We start from the raw sequence: 14,916 nt of genomic DNA, 5'->3' as shown, positions 1-14,916 counted from the left end.
TCTCCTTCATTGGTTTGGGAATCGTCGATGGGCTCCTGGGGCGGGCGCGTGCCCGCCCCAGGAAGGGTCAGCTCTCCGCCTGATAGGCGTCGAACGCTGCCGTGCCGGTCTGTGCGACGCCGTCGCCGGTCACCTCGACCGTCACCTCCCCGGCGGGAATCGAGGCGGAGCGCGAGTTCGCGGATGCGCTGACCGTCGCACCGGGGGCGACCTCGGCGTAGGTCTTGGAGCCGTAGGGAGTGGTGACGACGACGCGCACCGGCACGTCGAACGTGTTCGTCACCGCGACCGACAGATACACGCGCCCCCCGAGTGTCCGGGGCGTGATATCGATGCCGACGGCGCCGACGACATCGATGACGGCGGTCACGACGCCGAACTCGGTGGTTCCTTCAACCTCCACGCGGCCACCGGATTCGGTCTCGTCGCCTGTCAGCGACCACGAGACGGCGGCAGGTGACACGGTGCCGTCGGCGGTCGAGAGAACATCCACCGTGGTCGGGAGTGCAGGCGCATCCCCTGCAGCGGCCGCGATGTAGACGCGGTCTTCGACCACGTGAGTCGCGGCGCTCTTGTTGTAGATGTCGATCGAGGCGTTGGGCTCGGAGACGTTCTGCAGCTCCGGCACCGCACGGAACATCGACTGCCAACGCTGCGGCTCCCAGGTGAGGACACCGGCGCCGGCGTTGTTGGGGATGTCGTTGACGATCTGGAACACGCGCTGGATCGCGTCGGCCTGCCCCTGGACCGTGCGCGGGTAGGTCGAGTTCGGCATGGGGGCGCCGCCGGCACCGGACGCCGGATATGACGTCTCCGCGACCGTCATCTTGTACTGCGGGTGGTCGGCGCTGATGGTCTGCAGGTTGCGCTCGAGCTGCTCGGGGGCACCGTGCCACTCGGGGTAGTACGAGTGGGCCAGGTAGTCCGGCGCCGCTTCGTCCGCCTCGAGGCGGCTGAGCACCTGGTCCCAGAACTCGGTGGCCATCTCCAAGCCCGACATCCCGTCGTACCCTTCACCCCGGACGATGGAGTGGAGCTCCACACTCGTCTCCGGCGACGCGTCGTTGACCGCGGTGATGCCGGCCGACAGCAGTGTCGCGAAACGGTCGAAGGATTCCGTGTACAGGACCTGCTCTTCCGCATCCTCGCTGTCCCAGTACTGCCAGAGGATGCCGCCGCCGGGCTGCGACTGGTAGATGTCGGCCTGGTCGCGGAAGTAGGCGGGGTTCGCACCCGTCCACACCGGCGCGCTGTCGTCCACCGACAGCAACGCCTCGCTTCCCCACATGAAACCGTGCAGGATCTCGTTGCCGACGGCGACCTTGTCGGGCGTCGTCCCCTGCGCGATCAGCTGCTCGACGTAGTCACGGGTGTAGTCGTAGACGGCGGTCGTGAGGTCTTCGAACGGCAGCTCCGCCCAGGCGCGCGGCTTCGGCTGCTTGCCCGGGTCGGCCCACGAGTCGGCGTAGTGGAAGTCCACGCCCAGCTGCATGTCGCGTTCGACGACATCCTGCGCGACCGCGAGCGAGCGCTCCGGACCCTGCGAGGGGACAGCGAGCACAGCGCCGCTGCCTTCGCTTCGAGGCTCGTTGAAGATGCGCAGGCGGACGAAGTCCATGCCACGGTCCTTCGCCACGTCGAACAGGTGGGGGCCGGCGCCGCGGTCGGCCTCCAGGGGAGACACCCAGTATTCGCGAGTGTCACCGTCGACCCATGACATGTCGGCGCCGAGCACCATGTTCTCGCGCAGGTAGTTGTAGACCGCCAGCTCGCGGAGTCCGAGCTGTGCGCCGTCGCTGGCGCCGTGGATCGTCACGCGGATGTGGCGGATGCCCGGTGCGGTGAAAAGGTGGACGCCGCCGGCTGCTGCTTCGGTCGCGGCACTCTCGTCCGCGAGCACTGACCACGCCTCACCGTCTGCGGAGCCTTCTACGGTGTATTGGTACACGGCGCCGACGTCGGGGAACTCCAGCGACACCTTCCGTGTGTTGGCGTATGCGCCGCCGAGGTCGAGTGTGAGGGCGTCGCCCGCCGACTCGGCGATCCATGCGGTGTCCGGATCCTGGTCGATCGCCAGCGCCGCGGTGCCCTGCCCGCCGGTCGCGGTGACCGACACCCAGTACTTTTCGGCGAGGTTGCTCTCGATGGCGTCGATCTGGGCTTCGCCGAACAGCCCGACCGCCGATGGCGCCAGACCGACGCCGGTTATCGCCAAGGCGAAAGCGGTTCCGAGAACCGCCCCGCAACGTATCGATTTCTTCATGTCCGTGCTCCTTCGCTCGGATTGTCGATGTGACTCGCGGCCGTGGTCGCCGTCTGCGGACGCCAGGGGGGAGTGGGGTCGGCGTCTCGGGGACAGGTTTCACCATCCGATGAAACGTGTAAATGATTACGATCCAGAGCGTCCGGATCCGGCCAACCTCTGAGCCGATACCACTGGGAACACTGGTCTGGTGACGTTGCCAGTGTTACGTTCGCCGCGGGATGAGCCCCCCGGTTCGAGGACGAACAGTTCGATGCAGCGACGCATCCGCTCCCGTTCATCCGGCGCGCCCAAGGTCACCCTGCCCCGTCTCATCGCACCGATCGACGGCACCGCATGAACCGCCGCATGAACACTGGAAGGTACCGAACATGAAGCGTTCGACACGCGCCGCAACTGCCGCGCTGGCACTCGCACTTCCCGCATCTCTCGTCCTCGCCGCGTGCTCCGGAGGGGGAGGAGGCGACCAGGCCGCGGGCGACGACAACACGCTGACCGTGTGGACTTGGGATCCCGCCTTCAACATCTACGCGATGGAGGAGGCGGAGAAGATCTACCAGCAGGACAACCCCGAGTTCGAGCTCGAGATCGTCGAGGTGCCCTGGGAAGACCTGCAGACTCGCCTCACCACCATCGCGCAGTCACAGGCATGGGGAGAGCTGCCCGACATCTTCTTGATGCAGAACAACGCGTTCCAGAAGAACGGCATCAACTACCCCGACCTGTTCAGCGACCTCGGCGACGCCGGCATCGACTTCAGCGAGTTCCCCGATTCGGTGGTCGCCTACTCGACCCTCGACGGGATGAATTACGGCGTGCCCTTCGACTCGGGCACCGCGGTGACGGCGCTGCGCACCGATGTCCTCGAGCAGGCCGGCTATTCGATGGACGACTTCACGGACATCACGTGGGACACGTTCATCGAGCAGGGCAAGGATGTCCTCGCCCAGACCGGCATGCCGCTGCTGTCCGGCATCGCGGGTCAGTCCGACCTGATCGTCATGATGCTGCAGTCTTCGGGTGCCAGCCTGTTCGACGACGACGGTATGCCGACCATCGTCGACAACGATTCCCTCAACGCAGCGATCGACGTGTACGCCGAGATGGTCGACGCAGGCGTCTACCTCGAGGTGAACTCCTGGGATGAGTACGTCGGCAGCTTCGTCAACGGCAACGTGGCCGGCACGCAGCAGGGCGTATGGATCGTCGGTTCCATCCAGAGCGCTGAGGATCAGGCGGGGTTGTGGGGCATCACCAACGTTCCCTCGCTCGACGGCGTGACGGGGGCGACGAACTACACCGCCAACGGCGGCTCCTCCTGGGCGATCTCCTCGAACGCGAATACCGAGCTGGCCGCCGACTTCCTCGCGGCGACGTTCGCCGGTTCCACCGAGCTGTACGACACGATCCTGCCCGGCGCGGGCGCGGTCGCCAACTGGATCCCCGCCGGCGACAGCGACGTCTACGCCGAGCCGAGCGAGTTCTTCGGCGGTGAGCCGATCTTCTCCGAGGTGGTGGAGTACGGCTCGGAGGTCCCCTCCAACAACACCGGTGCGTACTACTACGAGGGGCGCGACGCAGTGAGCGCCGCGATCACCCAGATCATGAACGGCGCCGATCGCGACACCGCCCTGGCCGAGGCGCAGGCGAACGTCGAATTCGCGATGCAGTAGGACCCCTCGCATCGGCCCGGGGTACCGCCCCGGGCCGATGCCCATCGAGTGCCACCGGACGGAGAGGAACACGTGGCCTTCCAGCTGAAAGCACCGGCGAAGGAGCCGGAGCAGCGCAACGCACCGCCGTTGCGCAACTACGTCGGACGGCAGAAGCCGTGGCTGAATCCGACACGCAGACGGAGCTTGACCGGATGGGGCTTCCTCATCCCCGCGTCGCTTCTGATCGTCGGGGTCAACTTCCTCCCCATGTTGCAGGCGCTGCTGCTCTCGCTGCAGACGGGCCGTGGCAGCCGGCTCACCTGGGCGGACCCGTTCTGGTCCAACTACGAGCGCCTGCTCCAGGACGAGATCTTCAAGCTCACGCTGCAGAACACCTTCGTCTACCTCATCATCCAAGTGCCGGTGATGCTGATCCTGGCGCTGATCCTGGCCAACCTGCTCAACGACCGCCGACTGAAGTTCAAGGCGCTGTGGCGTACGGCGATTTTCCTGCCGTGCGCGGTGTCGCTGGTGTCCTACTCGCTGGTGTTCCGCACGATGTTCTCCAACGACGGGTTCATCAACGACATGCTGATGGGAGTGGGGCTGCTCGACGGACCCGTCAACTGGCTCGGCAACGCCGACACCGCCCGCTTCGTCATCATCCTCGGCCTCATCTGGCGCTGGACCGGGTACAACATGGTCTTCTACCTCGCGGCGCTGCAGAACGTCGATCACTCCAGCATCGAGGCGGCACGAATGGACGGAGCGAACGCGTTCCAGGTGTTCTGGCACGTCACCGTGCCGCAGCTCAAGCCGATGATCGTGCTGACGGCCATTCTCTCCACGAACGGCACACTCCAGCTCTTCGACGAATCGTGGGCGCTCACACGCGGCGGGCCGGCTTACATGACGATGTCGATGTCGCACTACCTGTACGAGGTGTCGTTCTTGAAGAACCCGAACTTCGGCTATGCGGCGGCGATCTCCTACGTCATCCTCATCTTGGTGGCGGTGCTGGCGTTGATTCAGCTGCGGATCGGAGACCGGCGTGATTAACCGACTGCGTCGCGTGCCGGGGTACGCGTTCCTCACCGTCTTCGCGATCTTCTCGCTGTTTCCGCTCTACTTCATGGTCGTCTCCGCGACGAACACGAGCGCCGACGTGCTCTCATCCCGGCTGCTTCCGGGCACGCATCTGTGGGAGAACCTGACCACCCTGTTCCAAACTCAGAACGTGCTCGCGGCAATGGGCAGTTCGGCCTTCATCGCGGTGGGGACGACGGTGCTCGCCCTTTCGGTCTGTTCGATCGCGGGGTACGGCTTCGAGGTGTTCCATTCACGCGGCAAGGACGTGTTGATGGCGGTGCTGCTCCTCGCCATGATGATCCCGTTCGCGGCGATCATGATCCCGCTCTTCCAACTGTTCGCGGGCGCAGGGATGGTCAACTCCCTCTGGGCCGTCATCATCCCGGCGATATCGACTCCGTTCCTGATCCTGCTGTTCCGACAGGCTTCTCGGTCGTTCCCGCACGAGCTCATCGAGGCGGCCCGAATCGACGGGCTCAGCGAGATCGCCATCTTCGCCCGCATCTACGTGCCGACGATGCGATCCACCTTCGCCGCTGCCGCCGTCATCACCTTCATGCTCGCGTGGAACAACTTCCTCTGGCCGAAGGTCATCCTCATCGACAGCGACGTGTTCACGATGCCGATGCTCATCGCGAATCTCAGCGCCGGCTACGTGACCGACTACGGCGTGCTGATGCTGGCGGTGCTGCTCGCGTCGGTGCCGACGATGCTGGTGTTCTTCGCCCTGCAACGCTCGTTCGCCGAGGGGATCACGGGAGCGATCAAATGATGGCTCGACGCGCGGCCTCGCTGCGCGATGTGGCCGAACGCGCAGGCGCCTCGCCGCAGACGGTTTCACGCGTCGCCAACGGGGGCGCGAACGTCACCGCGGCACTTCGGGACCGCGTGCTCGATGCGATGCGCGAGCTCGATTACCGGCCCAACGCGGCCGCACGCGCGATCCGGCGGGGCGCATTTCGCAGCGTGGGAATCGTCTACAACACGCTTGGATCGGTGGGCATCCATCGGACTCTCGGTGAGATCTCGGAGCGCGCCGCGACGCGCGGCTACGCGACCACCCTCATGCCGATGACCGCGTCCACCACCAGCGACGCTTCGGGCGCGTTCAGCCGACTCAACGAGATGACGGTGGACGTCGTCATCGCGATCATCGCCGACCGTTTCGAAGCTGATGGTGTCGTGCGGCTTCCGGAAGGGATCCCCGCCGTCGTCGTCGGGCCTGAGATCCTGCACGGTGCCGCGACCATAGACTTCGACCAGCGTGGCGGCGCAGAGCAAGCGGTGGCCCACCTTCTGAGCCTGGGGCACCGTACGGTTCACCATCTCGCGGGGCCTGCCGAGTCTTTCCCAGCCGAGCGTCGCCGAATGAGTTGGGCGGACACTCTGACCGGATCCGGTCGGGAACTCACCGTCATCGAACGAGGGGACTGGACGGCCCGCTCGGGGTACGCGGCTGCGCAGCGGCTTCTCACCCACACCGCACCCACAGCCGTGTTCGTCGCGAACGATCAGATGGCGTTGGGTGCCTACCGGGCGTTGCACGAAGCCGGATTGCGGGTGCCCACCGATGTGTCGGTCGTCGGATTCGACGACACCGAAGAGGGGGCGATGCTCGTCCCGCCTCTGACGACCGTGCGCCAGGAGTGGCGCGCCCTGGGGCGGGACGCCCTGGACTTGGCTCTCGCTATGAGCGATGGTGCCGGGCCCAGTTCCGTCATCCTCCCGACGTCGCTCATCATCCGCAGCTCGACCGCTGCGCCACGGGATGCGACATGAGTCGCGCCTCTCCGCGCTCGGCGCGAGGGCTTCTCGCACAAGTCGATCGCTCGCTCAGCTGATCGCTTCGGGTGAAGGTGAGCGAACCCGCACCCACATGCGTCTCGCAGATAGAACAGGACCCCATCCCCCCGAAGGTCGCGATGCCCACATCGACCCCCGAACCTCAGCCCCGTCCGCCGTGCCCGTGTGGGTCGATGCAGAGCGTCGTCGACGCGACAGCCGAGCGGGTGGCGCTATCACCGCAGGACCTCCTCGTGCTTCAGGACCTCGCCGCCGGGCGCACGTTGGACGTCATCGCTCGCCGCCAGCATCTCTCGGAGCGGTCGATCCGCCGTCGGGTCAAGCGCGCGTGCGAGACCCTCGGCGTCGAGACCGGCATCGAGGCCGTCGTGAGAGCTGTGCGTCTCGGACTCATCTGAGCGTCGTACCCGTGGCTTGCTCCACGCCCGGCGAGGCATCGGCAGATCTCACGGCGGGCAGCCTGTGCCGCGATGCAAGGCATCCCCCGCGACACGCCGGCCGAACGGCATCCGCTGCGGCGTGTCGACCCTGATGCCTTGCATCGCGGTACGTCGTCGCACCCAGCCGGCAGCCTCAGAGCGGGACGGTCTTGTTCTCGGCCGGGAACTCGTCGGGGTCGTCCCGGGTGATCGCCTGCGCCATCCCCAGCAGCTGGCGGACCTTGCTGGTGGCCGCGTCCCAGTACTCGGCGCGGTGGGCATGCACCTTGAGGAGGGTGAGCCCGGGGGTGTCGAGGCCGTCGGGGAACCAGGCCTCGAGGGGCTTCGCCCACAGCTCTTCGGCCTTCGCGCGGTCGTGGACGACCTCGGCCGTGCCCGAGATCGAGGTCCACTCGCTCTTCTTGTCGTTCGAGAATGAGACGTTGACGCTCGGGGCCGACCGGATCTGCGCGACCTTGTCGGAATCCTCGTAGGTGAAGAACCACAGGTCGCCGTCGAACTCGACCTCCTGGACGGCCATGGGACGACTGACGTGGTCGCCGTCCGGGGTCATCGTCGTCAGCATCGCGGATTCCGCGCGCTCCACGAGCTGGGCGACCTTCTCGCGTCCGTCCGAGTTCGATGCCATGTCGGTCGTTCCTTCCGTCGAGGTAGCCGGCCCGATCGGGCCGTGGGTCAACGCTCCTCCTGACCTCGTCGCCCGTCAGCCCAGTTGACAGAGAACGGCGGATGCCGTCTCGCCGCCCGAACCGCAGGGGCTCCGCTCGCACCGTCAGATCCCGCCGAGGCGAGGTGCCGGTGGTCGAGCCCCGCGTGCCGGGTGCGCACCCGACGGTCCCGACGGGGACACCGAATCGATGTGGAGCGGGTTCGAGCGGCTTCCGCGCGTGACCGTGGAGTCCTGGGAGATCAACCAGCCCAGGGCGACGGCCGAAGAGCGCGCGTAATCGATCCCGATCAGAGTGTTCTGCTACTGCTTCTGCATCTGAACGGTCATGGTCACCCCGACAGCGGTGAGCTCGTAGCTGAGCACGCCGTCCTGATAGGTGAAGGTCTTCGTCGCGTCCGACGACGCCATCAGCGCGTTCTCGGTCTGCGTCGTGTCGTTCTGCGAGTCCCACGTGTACGCATCACCGGGCTCGCTCGGCGGAACGTACGTGCCGACCCAGTAGACGGCGGTCATCGCCTCAGCATCACTGACCCAGTCGATGCTGATCGTGTTCTCGGTGATGACGGCCCGCTGGTAAGAGTCGGGGGAGTTCGAGTTGGTCTGCTGCCATGGTCCCGTCAAGTCGAGCGGTTCCGCCGGCGGTTCCTGCGTCGGCTCCGTCGCTGGCGTCGTCGGCACAGGCGCCGAGACGGTGGGAGCTCCGGTCCGCTCCGCGGGCTCTGTGGCTGAGCAGCCAGCAAGAAGAAGAGTGGTGACGGCGAAGCTCATCACGGCGTATCGGCGCATCTCCGAAGCCTATGAGACGGGCCGAGGCTCCGTGACACGCGCAGCTCGGCCTCGCCTTCGCTTTCGTCAGCTGTCCCGGCGATGCGAGCGTTTGACTTCGCCCTTGGGGCGTAGCTCACAGTTGACGACATGACCGATCACACCACCTCCTTCTCCGCCGGACGCTTCTCGGCGATGACCGGGCTGTCCGCCAAGGCGCTCCGCCTGTACGGCGAGCGGGGCGTTCTCGAGCCGGTCGCGGTGGACCCGAACAGCGGTTACCGGTCGTACAGCCTCGAGCAGGTTCGCGAAGGCGTGACGCTCGACCTCCTCCGCCGAGCGAACATCGGACTCGGCGATCTGGTGAGTGAGCGCCGCGACCAATTCGACGACCACCGGGCCCGGCTGTCGATCCGCCGGGCCATGGAGGACTTCTACATCGACCTCGCGGAGCGGGTGAGCGGCGGCGACCCGCATGCGCTCGAACTCGATATCCAGCGAGCTCCCGCGGCGGACTGGATCGCCGTCGACATCCTCTTCGCCGTGCCGTCGGATCCCGACGGAGCGCAGACGTCGTTCACCGCGATGGCGACCGATCTGCCCGCTCTCGATCAGACCTTCCTCGCCGTCTTGCGCGATCACGACATCGAGCTCGCCGAGGAATCGTGGACGACGTCGACAGAGGATGCCGATCCCTGCATGCGGCTCGCGCACCGGGTCTCGCATCCTGTCGCCGAGTCGGAGCGGGCGCGCGTCGAGACGGCCCTGTCATCCGTGAGCGCCGCCGCCGCGACGGTCTCGACGGGTACCCTCCCCGAGCGCCAGGAGCACGTCTACTCGCTGCCGACCACCGGGGTCCTGGATGACGAGGGCATCGCCGACACCGCTCTGTCGTATCTCGCAACGATCGCGTTCGCGCACCGCCTGGCCGAGCACGGCAGCGGCGCTGTCGCCCACTCGGCGCGGCGACGCGTGCGGGCGATCTCGATGTTCGCGCCGGACGCCTCGCCGAAGGACGTCTTCGACCTCCTCGCATGAGCGCGCGTCGAGTCTCACCTCGGCGTGATTGCGACCATCACGCCGAGGTGAGACTGAACTGCCCAGCGGGCGCGCTGTGCGGCCCCTCGAGGAAGTAGTGAGACAGAAAGCCGTCGGGATCGCGGAGGAGTTCTCGGCGAGCCTCCTTCAAGGGTTCAGCAGTCACGGGTAGCTCGATCACCCACTTCTCCGCCAGCTGCAGGGGAGTAGGGGGTCGACCCGTCGACAGCGCGGGTAGCCGCATCTCATGCCGCACATTCTCGATGTCGCGGGCGAGAGTCAGGTCGAGTTGCGAGAGGATCCTCGATCTGACCGCGGGGTCTTCCTCGGTGCGGGCGCGGGCTGCGAGAAGCGTCTCTTCTATGTGGCATTCGTAGGCGGTGCATCGGATGACGAAGCGGGTTGCGTCGACGACCTGGTGCTCGATGCGCTCGGCGGCAGCACCCCGCGCCGAACGGGCGAGTCTCGATGTGGCGAGGTCCACGGCTCCACGCATGACGTCAGCGGCAAGTCGGAATCGATGCCGCGCATCGTCGAGCTGCCACGGGTGCGGGGGCTCGTTCGTCACGCGGATGAAGACGCCACGTCGCGAGGCTCGCCACGCGGGAGTGTCCCACGCGGCGGCCGCGGTCTGCGTACCCCGAAGGGTTGCGGCTGTCAGCGCGTGGGCGGGGGAGCTGTGACCGAGCTGCCGGGTGAACCACGAGAGATCCCAGGGGTAGAGGCGATAGGCCGCCGACGTCTTCGTCCAGAATCCGCTCAACCAGTCGTGCCCCCACCTGTCGGCAACGCGAGCGAGGATCTCGGGGTCGGAGGACTCCGGATTGTTGAGGTGCATGACGGCAGCGACGGTGTTCACGTCGTCGTCGCTCGACGATAGTCCGAAGTACTCTTTGACCCCCGTGATTCCTGGCACAGCGTTGATCGCGCGGAGCTGCGCAATCGTGCAGAGCGGCACCGGAAGATGACGCCACGGCTCAACTTCCTCGTTCGACGACGAGAGGAAGACTTCAGCTACGACCGGGATGCCGCGAGCTGAGGCCACGGCTGCGATGTTGTGGAGGAACACGTCCGCCGGTGCCGTGGTCATCACCTCGCCGATGTTGCTGTGCACCATCAGGCCGATCGTGTCGCCATCGAGCCCGGTGACGGTGGCGAGGGCTTGGCCCGCGGTGAGCTCCCACGGCTCCCACCACAGACGCCCGTCTGCCCGCTTGGCGCGCCAGGCGCTCGCGAGCCGGTTGAGGAACGGAACGAGCCTGTCCGGGAGCGCGACACCGGCGCAGTTCGGGCATCCCTCGAACTCGCTGCAGAGCCAGGCGTCCTGGTCGTAGGTGTAGATGAGGAGGTCGTCGAGGTGCGGCAGGGCATCCGTCAGGTCTCCGAGAGCGTCGACATACCGGTCGAGTACGTCCGGGTCCGAGATGCATTGCGGAAGCCCGGCCCCCTCGAAGCCTGCGCGCCCCTGATAGGGCAGACCGACGTGGAGAAAGGTCCGCAGGTGCGCCTCATGTGCGGCCTCCGCTCGGCGAGCCATCTGATCACGGCGTTGCGAGCGGGGGGTATCGGGATCGGCTCTCGACTCCGGGGCGCCGTCGACCGAGATGATGTCCTCGAGCGAGAGCGGCTCGTCGAGCGGACGGTACGACCAGGCGATGTTGAGCTGGATGCCGGTGAACCCGTCCGCTCGGAGGCGGCGGAGTGCGTCGGTCGACCAATCCGCCTCGGGGCGAGACGGGGTGCCGAGCACGGCGATCCGTCGAGTCGCGAGGGTCATGAACGCACCGCCGACCGTGTCGCGTCGAGGTCGAACACTCGCTGAAGCCAGTGGTGGCCGTCACGCGTGTCGCGGGCGCCGTCCATCGACACGAACATCCACCCGATGTCCTCGCTCCATCGTGTCGACACGGGGTGCGCGGCCATGCGCTGCGCGCTTCGCGCGGTGTCGTCGGCCTCGAAGTAGCCCACGAGGAGGCCGCTCTCGTCGGCGAAGATCGAGTAGTTGCGATAGCCGGCCGTGTCGAGCGCGGCACGCATTTCGGGCCAGAGATCGGCATGGCGGCGCGTGTACTCCGGAAGATGTTCGGGACGTATGCGGAGGAGGAAGCAGGCCTTATCGGTCACTTCACCGCCCCCGCTGTGAGCCCGGATTCGAACTTCTTCTGCAGGGCTGCGTAAAGAAGCACGACCGGCAGCTGGATGAGGACCAGCGCCGCGAAGATCTTGGGGACGTCGACGAAGAATGCCAGCTGGAAGCTCGCCGGCACGACGGTGACGGTTCGCATGTCGGGCGCCGACATGAACAGCAGTGCCAGCAGGAACTCGTTCCACGAATTGAGGAACGTCCAGATGCCCACCATCACCAGCGTCGGACTGGTCAGCGGCAGCAGTACGCGCACGAACGCGCGGAAGGTGCTGGCCCCGTCCACGACGGCGGCCTCGAGAAGCTGATCCGGCAGTGCGTCGTACGCACCACGAAGCAGGATCAGCGCGAACGGAAGAGCGAGCGCCGTGTACGGGAGGATCAGCCCGGGGTAGGTGTTGTAGAGCCCGAAGGCCTTCTGGATCTCGCTCAGCGGAACGAGGATGGCAGCGACCGGGATCATGAGGCCGGTGAGCAGTATCGCGTAGATGACGTTGCGGCCCCGGAAACGCAGCTTGCTGAACGCGAACGCTCCGGCGGAGGCGAACACCAGAACGAGCACCACCGTCACGCCGGTCACGAGAGCGCTGTTGCCGAGGTACCGCAGGAGTCCTTCGCTCTGCACGACGTCGACGTAATTGCCCATGCCGTCGCCTTCGAGCGAGAGGGTCACGAGTCGGATGAGCGGCAGCATCCAGAGCACCGTCACGGCGGCGATCGCGGTCAGAGCGATACGACCGCCGGTCATGCGCGGGCGCCTTTCAGGTATTGGCGCAGCTGCACGACCGTGACGATGAGCGCCGCGAGGAGCACGATGGTGCCGATGGCTGCCGCGCGGCCGTCGCGACCGTCGAGGAGGGTCTGGAAGAGGAGTGTGGTCGGCACTTGGCTCGCGTTGTCCGGGCCACCGCGGGTCAGCACGTAGACGAGGTCGAACGTCTTGAGCGTGCCGATCATCCCGAGGATCAGCAGGGAGAAGTGCGCGGGTCGGAGCATTGGGGCGATGACGTACCAGAGCGTCTGCGCTCGGCCCGCGCCGTCGAGGGCGGCCGCCTCGAGCACTTCGTCATCGAGTGACGTAAGGGCGGCCTGGTAGATGGCCATGCTGAAGCCCGTCCACATCCAGACGTTCACCAGCGCGACCACGGGCAGCGCGAGGGCGGGGTCCGCCAGCCAGTTCTGCGCCAGGACGTTCAGACCGATAGCTCGCAGAGCTCCGTTGACGGGACCGTTCGATGCTTCGAGAAGGTCGGCATAGAGGTAGCCCACGACCACCGGTGTCAGCACCACGGGCAAGAAGAGCAGCGTGCGCATCGCCGTCCGCAGAAGGCCCGGCCCTCGCAGTCCGACGGCGAGGAGGAGTCCCAGTCCCATCTGGATGGGGATGGTCAGCGCGGCGAAGATCGCGACGTTTCGAAACGCGAGCAGCGATGCCCGATTCGAGAGTGCCCACTCGTAGTTGTCCAGTCCGACGAATCGCAGTGCCGGGTCGATCTCGGTGTTGCCGAGGAAGCTCGTCACGACGTTGGCGACCACGGGGTAGGCGATGTAGACCGCGAAGACGAGGACCGCGGGCAGGACGAGCGCCGGGCCGATCCATCCCCGCCGCCACCGCGCTTCGAGGTCGTGCGCGGGGCGGCGGCTCCGCCGGTGTGCCGGAGCGGGTGCGATGCGAGCGGGCGGTGCTGTCGCGTTGCGTGTGACGGTCGACGCCGACATCGCTACTGAGCCTCGTCGGCGGCCGCCTGCACGCGGCTCGCGGCTTCTTCGGGAGTCAGGTCGGATGAGATGAGGCCGACAAGGGCGTCGCCGAGAGCGGTGTTGACCGACGGCGAGGGAACCTGACGGTATCCGGCGAGATCCTCAGCGATGAGGTTCTCGATCGTCGTACGTGCCTGTTGCGCTGGTTCGGGCAGTCCCTGAGGAGCGGGGCCGTCGACCGTGACGGGGAAGTCCAGGGCCGCGTCGGTGAGGATCTGGGCGCCCTCTCCGCTGCTCATGTACCTCGCGAGCTGAAAAGCGGCGGACTTGTTCTTGCTGTCTTTGTTCACCACGACCACGGCGGTGTCACCGGTGATCGGTGCGGTGTCGGTCGTTCCCGGAACCGGCAGCGGCATGACGTCGATGTCGTACGCCTCGACGAGTTCGAGCGAGTTGCGGTACATGTCGAGGTTCCAGCTGCCGTTGGCGAAGAAGGCCGCCTCGCCGCGGGTGAAGAGGTCGTACGTATCGGTGTAGGTTGCCGCGCCCGCGGCGCCTTGCTGCACCACTTCATCGTCGAACATCGTCTTCCATGCGGCGAACGCCTCGATCAGCTCGGGGTCATCCCAGGCGCCGTCGCCGCCCATCGCGGCGTAGAGGGCCTCGGAATCGAGCGCGGCGGCCAGGGCCAGGTAGTAGTCGACGTCCTGCCAGGTGTCCTTCGCTCCGAACGCGATCGGCTGGATCCCGGCATCCCGCAGGCTCGCCGACACCTCTTTCAGCTCGTCGTACGACGTCGGCGCTGTGAGGCCGTTCTCTTCGAGGATCGTGTTGTTGACCCAGAGGAAGCCCGCGACGCCGTAGCCCACCGGTAGTCCGAGGGTCTGATCGCCCACCGACGCCCGCTCGAGCGGTTCGGCGTTGTACCGCTCTCGCCAATCGGCGCCGTCGAATGCTTCCGCGTAGGAATCGACCGGCTCGATGTACTGCGCGAACTGATTGAGCATGGCACCCGGCTGGACGACGAACACGTCGGGGCCTTGTCCGCTGCGCAGCTGTGTCTGCAAAGCGGTCTGATAGTCCTCGAACGGAGACAGCGTTCCGACGATGTCGACGTCGGGATTCTCTTCGGTGAACGCCGCGACAACGCTGTCGAACGTGACTTCCGTGGGGGTCCAGCTCTCGTATCGGAGTTCGCCCGTCGGTGCATCCGTCGATACCGCAGCCGGCGAGTCGGTGCCGGCAGAGCAGCCTGCCAGGATTACGACGCCCGCCGCCACGGTGGCGCCCCAGGAGTATCGCTTCATGATTCCTCGACTTCATTGTGAGAGGGAAACGGCTGACCCGTC

14 protein-coding genes are annotated in these 14,916 nt (G+C 66.5%); 6 read left to right on the top strand and 8 right to left on the bottom strand.

Going from position 1 to position 14,916, the window contains the following annotated elements:
* Positions 1-67 precede the first annotated feature (67 nt).
* Complete coding sequence (locus F6B42_RS14495) at positions 68-2,263, bottom strand: glycosyl hydrolase 53 family protein (protein WP_150420466.1); 2,196 nt, start codon at positions 2,261-2,263, stop codon at positions 68-70.
* A gap of 371 nt (positions 2,264-2,634) precedes the next feature.
* Between F6B42_RS14495 and F6B42_RS14490 the strand changes: the two genes are divergently transcribed.
* From F6B42_RS14490 to F6B42_RS14470, 5 genes are all read left to right on the top strand, one after another.
* Positions 2,635-3,936: an ABC transporter substrate-binding protein gene (locus F6B42_RS14490; protein WP_150420465.1), complete on the top strand. Its 1,302-nt coding sequence runs from the start codon at positions 2,635-2,637 to the stop codon at positions 3,934-3,936.
* Between the two features lie 72 nt (positions 3,937-4,008).
* Positions 4,009-4,977 carry a carbohydrate ABC transporter permease gene (locus F6B42_RS14485; protein ID WP_223878544.1) on the top strand — a complete coding sequence of 323 codons (969 nt, stop codon included), beginning with the start codon at positions 4,009-4,011 and terminating at the stop codon, positions 4,975-4,977.
* Positions 4,970-5,779 (top strand): carbohydrate ABC transporter permease, encoded by an 810-nt coding sequence (locus F6B42_RS14480; RefSeq protein ID WP_223878543.1) that lies wholly within the window; start codon positions 4,970-4,972, stop codon positions 5,777-5,779. The genes F6B42_RS14485 and F6B42_RS14480 overlap by 8 nt, the downstream gene beginning before the upstream one ends.
* Entirely contained in the window at positions 5,779-6,786 is a 1,008-nt protein-coding gene (locus F6B42_RS14475) for a LacI family DNA-binding transcriptional regulator (RefSeq protein WP_223878542.1), read from the top strand. Before F6B42_RS14480 ends, F6B42_RS14475 begins: the two co-directional genes overlap by 1 nt.
* Before the next feature lie 197 nt (positions 6,787-6,983).
* Positions 6,984-7,208: a LuxR C-terminal-related transcriptional regulator gene (locus F6B42_RS14470; RefSeq protein WP_150420463.1), complete on the top strand. Its 225-nt coding sequence runs from the start codon at positions 6,984-6,986 to the stop codon at positions 7,206-7,208.
* Positions 7,209-7,383: 175 nt separating this feature from the next.
* On the opposite strand, the gene F6B42_RS14465 is transcribed toward F6B42_RS14470, so the two are convergent.
* Both F6B42_RS14465 and F6B42_RS14460 read right to left on the bottom strand, forming a co-directional pair.
* The gene (locus tag F6B42_RS14465; RefSeq protein ID WP_150420462.1) at positions 7,384-7,878 is read right to left on the bottom strand and encodes a pyridoxamine 5'-phosphate oxidase family protein; all 495 of its coding nucleotides are present in this window, start codon (positions 7,876-7,878) and stop codon (positions 7,384-7,386) included.
* 342 nt (positions 7,879-8,220) lie between these two features.
* Positions 8,221-8,541, bottom strand: a complete 321-nt coding sequence (locus tag F6B42_RS14460; RefSeq protein ID WP_150420461.1) for a hypothetical protein — start codon at positions 8,539-8,541, stop codon at positions 8,221-8,223.
* Between the two features lie 294 nt (positions 8,542-8,835).
* Between F6B42_RS14460 and F6B42_RS14455 the strand changes: the two genes are divergently transcribed.
* The gene (locus F6B42_RS14455) at positions 8,836-9,723 is read left to right on the top strand and encodes a MerR family transcriptional regulator (RefSeq protein WP_150420460.1); all 888 of its coding nucleotides are present in this window, start codon (positions 8,836-8,838) and stop codon (positions 9,721-9,723) included.
* 37 nt (positions 9,724-9,760) lie between these two features.
* Here the strand turns inward: F6B42_RS14455 and F6B42_RS14450 are convergent, their stop codons facing one another.
* The 5 genes from F6B42_RS14450 to F6B42_RS14430 are packed head-to-tail and all read right to left on the bottom strand — an operon-like array spanning position 9,761 to position 14,874.
* Positions 9,761-11,500 carry a hypothetical protein gene (locus F6B42_RS14450; protein ID WP_150420459.1) on the bottom strand — a complete coding sequence of 580 codons (1,740 nt, stop codon included), beginning with the start codon at positions 11,498-11,500 and terminating at the stop codon, positions 9,761-9,763.
* Positions 11,497-11,847, bottom strand: coding sequence for an L-rhamnose mutarotase (locus F6B42_RS14445; RefSeq protein ID WP_150420458.1), 351 nt, complete (start codon positions 11,845-11,847; stop codon positions 11,497-11,499). Before F6B42_RS14445 ends, F6B42_RS14450 begins: the two co-directional genes overlap by 4 nt.
* On the bottom strand, positions 11,844-12,614 hold the full coding sequence (locus tag F6B42_RS14440; RefSeq protein WP_150420457.1) for a carbohydrate ABC transporter permease: 771 nt from the start codon (positions 12,612-12,614) through the stop codon (positions 11,844-11,846). The genes F6B42_RS14445 and F6B42_RS14440 overlap by 4 nt, the downstream gene beginning before the upstream one ends.
* The gene (locus F6B42_RS14435; RefSeq protein ID WP_150420456.1) at positions 12,611-13,585 is read right to left on the bottom strand and encodes a carbohydrate ABC transporter permease; all 975 of its coding nucleotides are present in this window, start codon (positions 13,583-13,585) and stop codon (positions 12,611-12,613) included. Before F6B42_RS14435 ends, F6B42_RS14440 begins: the two co-directional genes overlap by 4 nt.
* Positions 13,586-13,587: 2 nt before the next feature.
* Positions 13,588-14,874 (bottom strand): ABC transporter substrate-binding protein, encoded by a 1,287-nt coding sequence (locus F6B42_RS14430; RefSeq protein ID WP_150420455.1) that lies wholly within the window; start codon positions 14,872-14,874, stop codon positions 13,588-13,590.
* Positions 14,875-14,916 lie beyond the last annotated feature (42 nt).

Origin of the sequence: Microbacterium radiodurans, from assembly GCF_008710705.1 — a bacterium.
GTDB classification, from domain to species: domain Bacteria; phylum Actinomycetota; class Actinomycetes; order Actinomycetales; family Microbacteriaceae; genus Microbacterium; species Microbacterium radiodurans.
This window is presented reverse-complemented; position numbering and strand designations above follow the sequence as displayed.

Bases quoted from the DNA above. Each gene is read 5' to 3' on its own strand.
- F6B42_RS14495 (WP_150420466.1), bottom strand. From the start codon at position 2,263: ATGAAGAAATCGATACGTTGCGGGGCGGTTCTCGGAACCGCTTTCGCC.
- F6B42_RS14490 (WP_150420465.1), top strand. From the start codon at position 2,635: ATGAAGCGTTCGACACGCGCCGCAACTGCCGCGCTGGCACTCGCACTT.
- F6B42_RS14475 (WP_223878542.1), top strand. From the start codon at position 5,779: ATGGCTCGACGCGCGGCCTCGCTGCGCGATGTGGCCGAACGCGCAGGC.
- F6B42_RS14470 (WP_150420463.1), top strand. From the start codon at position 6,984: ATGCAGAGCGTCGTCGACGCGACAGCCGAGCGGGTGGCGCTATCACCG.
- F6B42_RS14465 (WP_150420462.1), bottom strand. From the start codon at position 7,878: ATGGCATCGAACTCGGACGGACGCGAGAAGGTCGCCCAGCTCGTGGAG.
- F6B42_RS14455 (WP_150420460.1), top strand. From the start codon at position 8,836: ATGACCGATCACACCACCTCCTTCTCCGCCGGACGCTTCTCGGCGATG.
- F6B42_RS14450 (WP_150420459.1), bottom strand. From the start codon at position 11,500: ATGACCCTCGCGACTCGACGGATCGCCGTGCTCGGCACCCCGTCTCGC.
- F6B42_RS14440 (WP_150420457.1), bottom strand. From the start codon at position 12,614: ATGACCGGCGGTCGTATCGCTCTGACCGCGATCGCCGCCGTGACGGTG.
- F6B42_RS14435 (WP_150420456.1), bottom strand. From the start codon at position 13,585: ATGTCGGCGTCGACCGTCACACGCAACGCGACAGCACCGCCCGCTCGC.
- F6B42_RS14430 (WP_150420455.1), bottom strand. From the start codon at position 14,874: ATGAAGCGATACTCCTGGGGCGCCACCGTGGCGGCGGGCGTCGTAATC.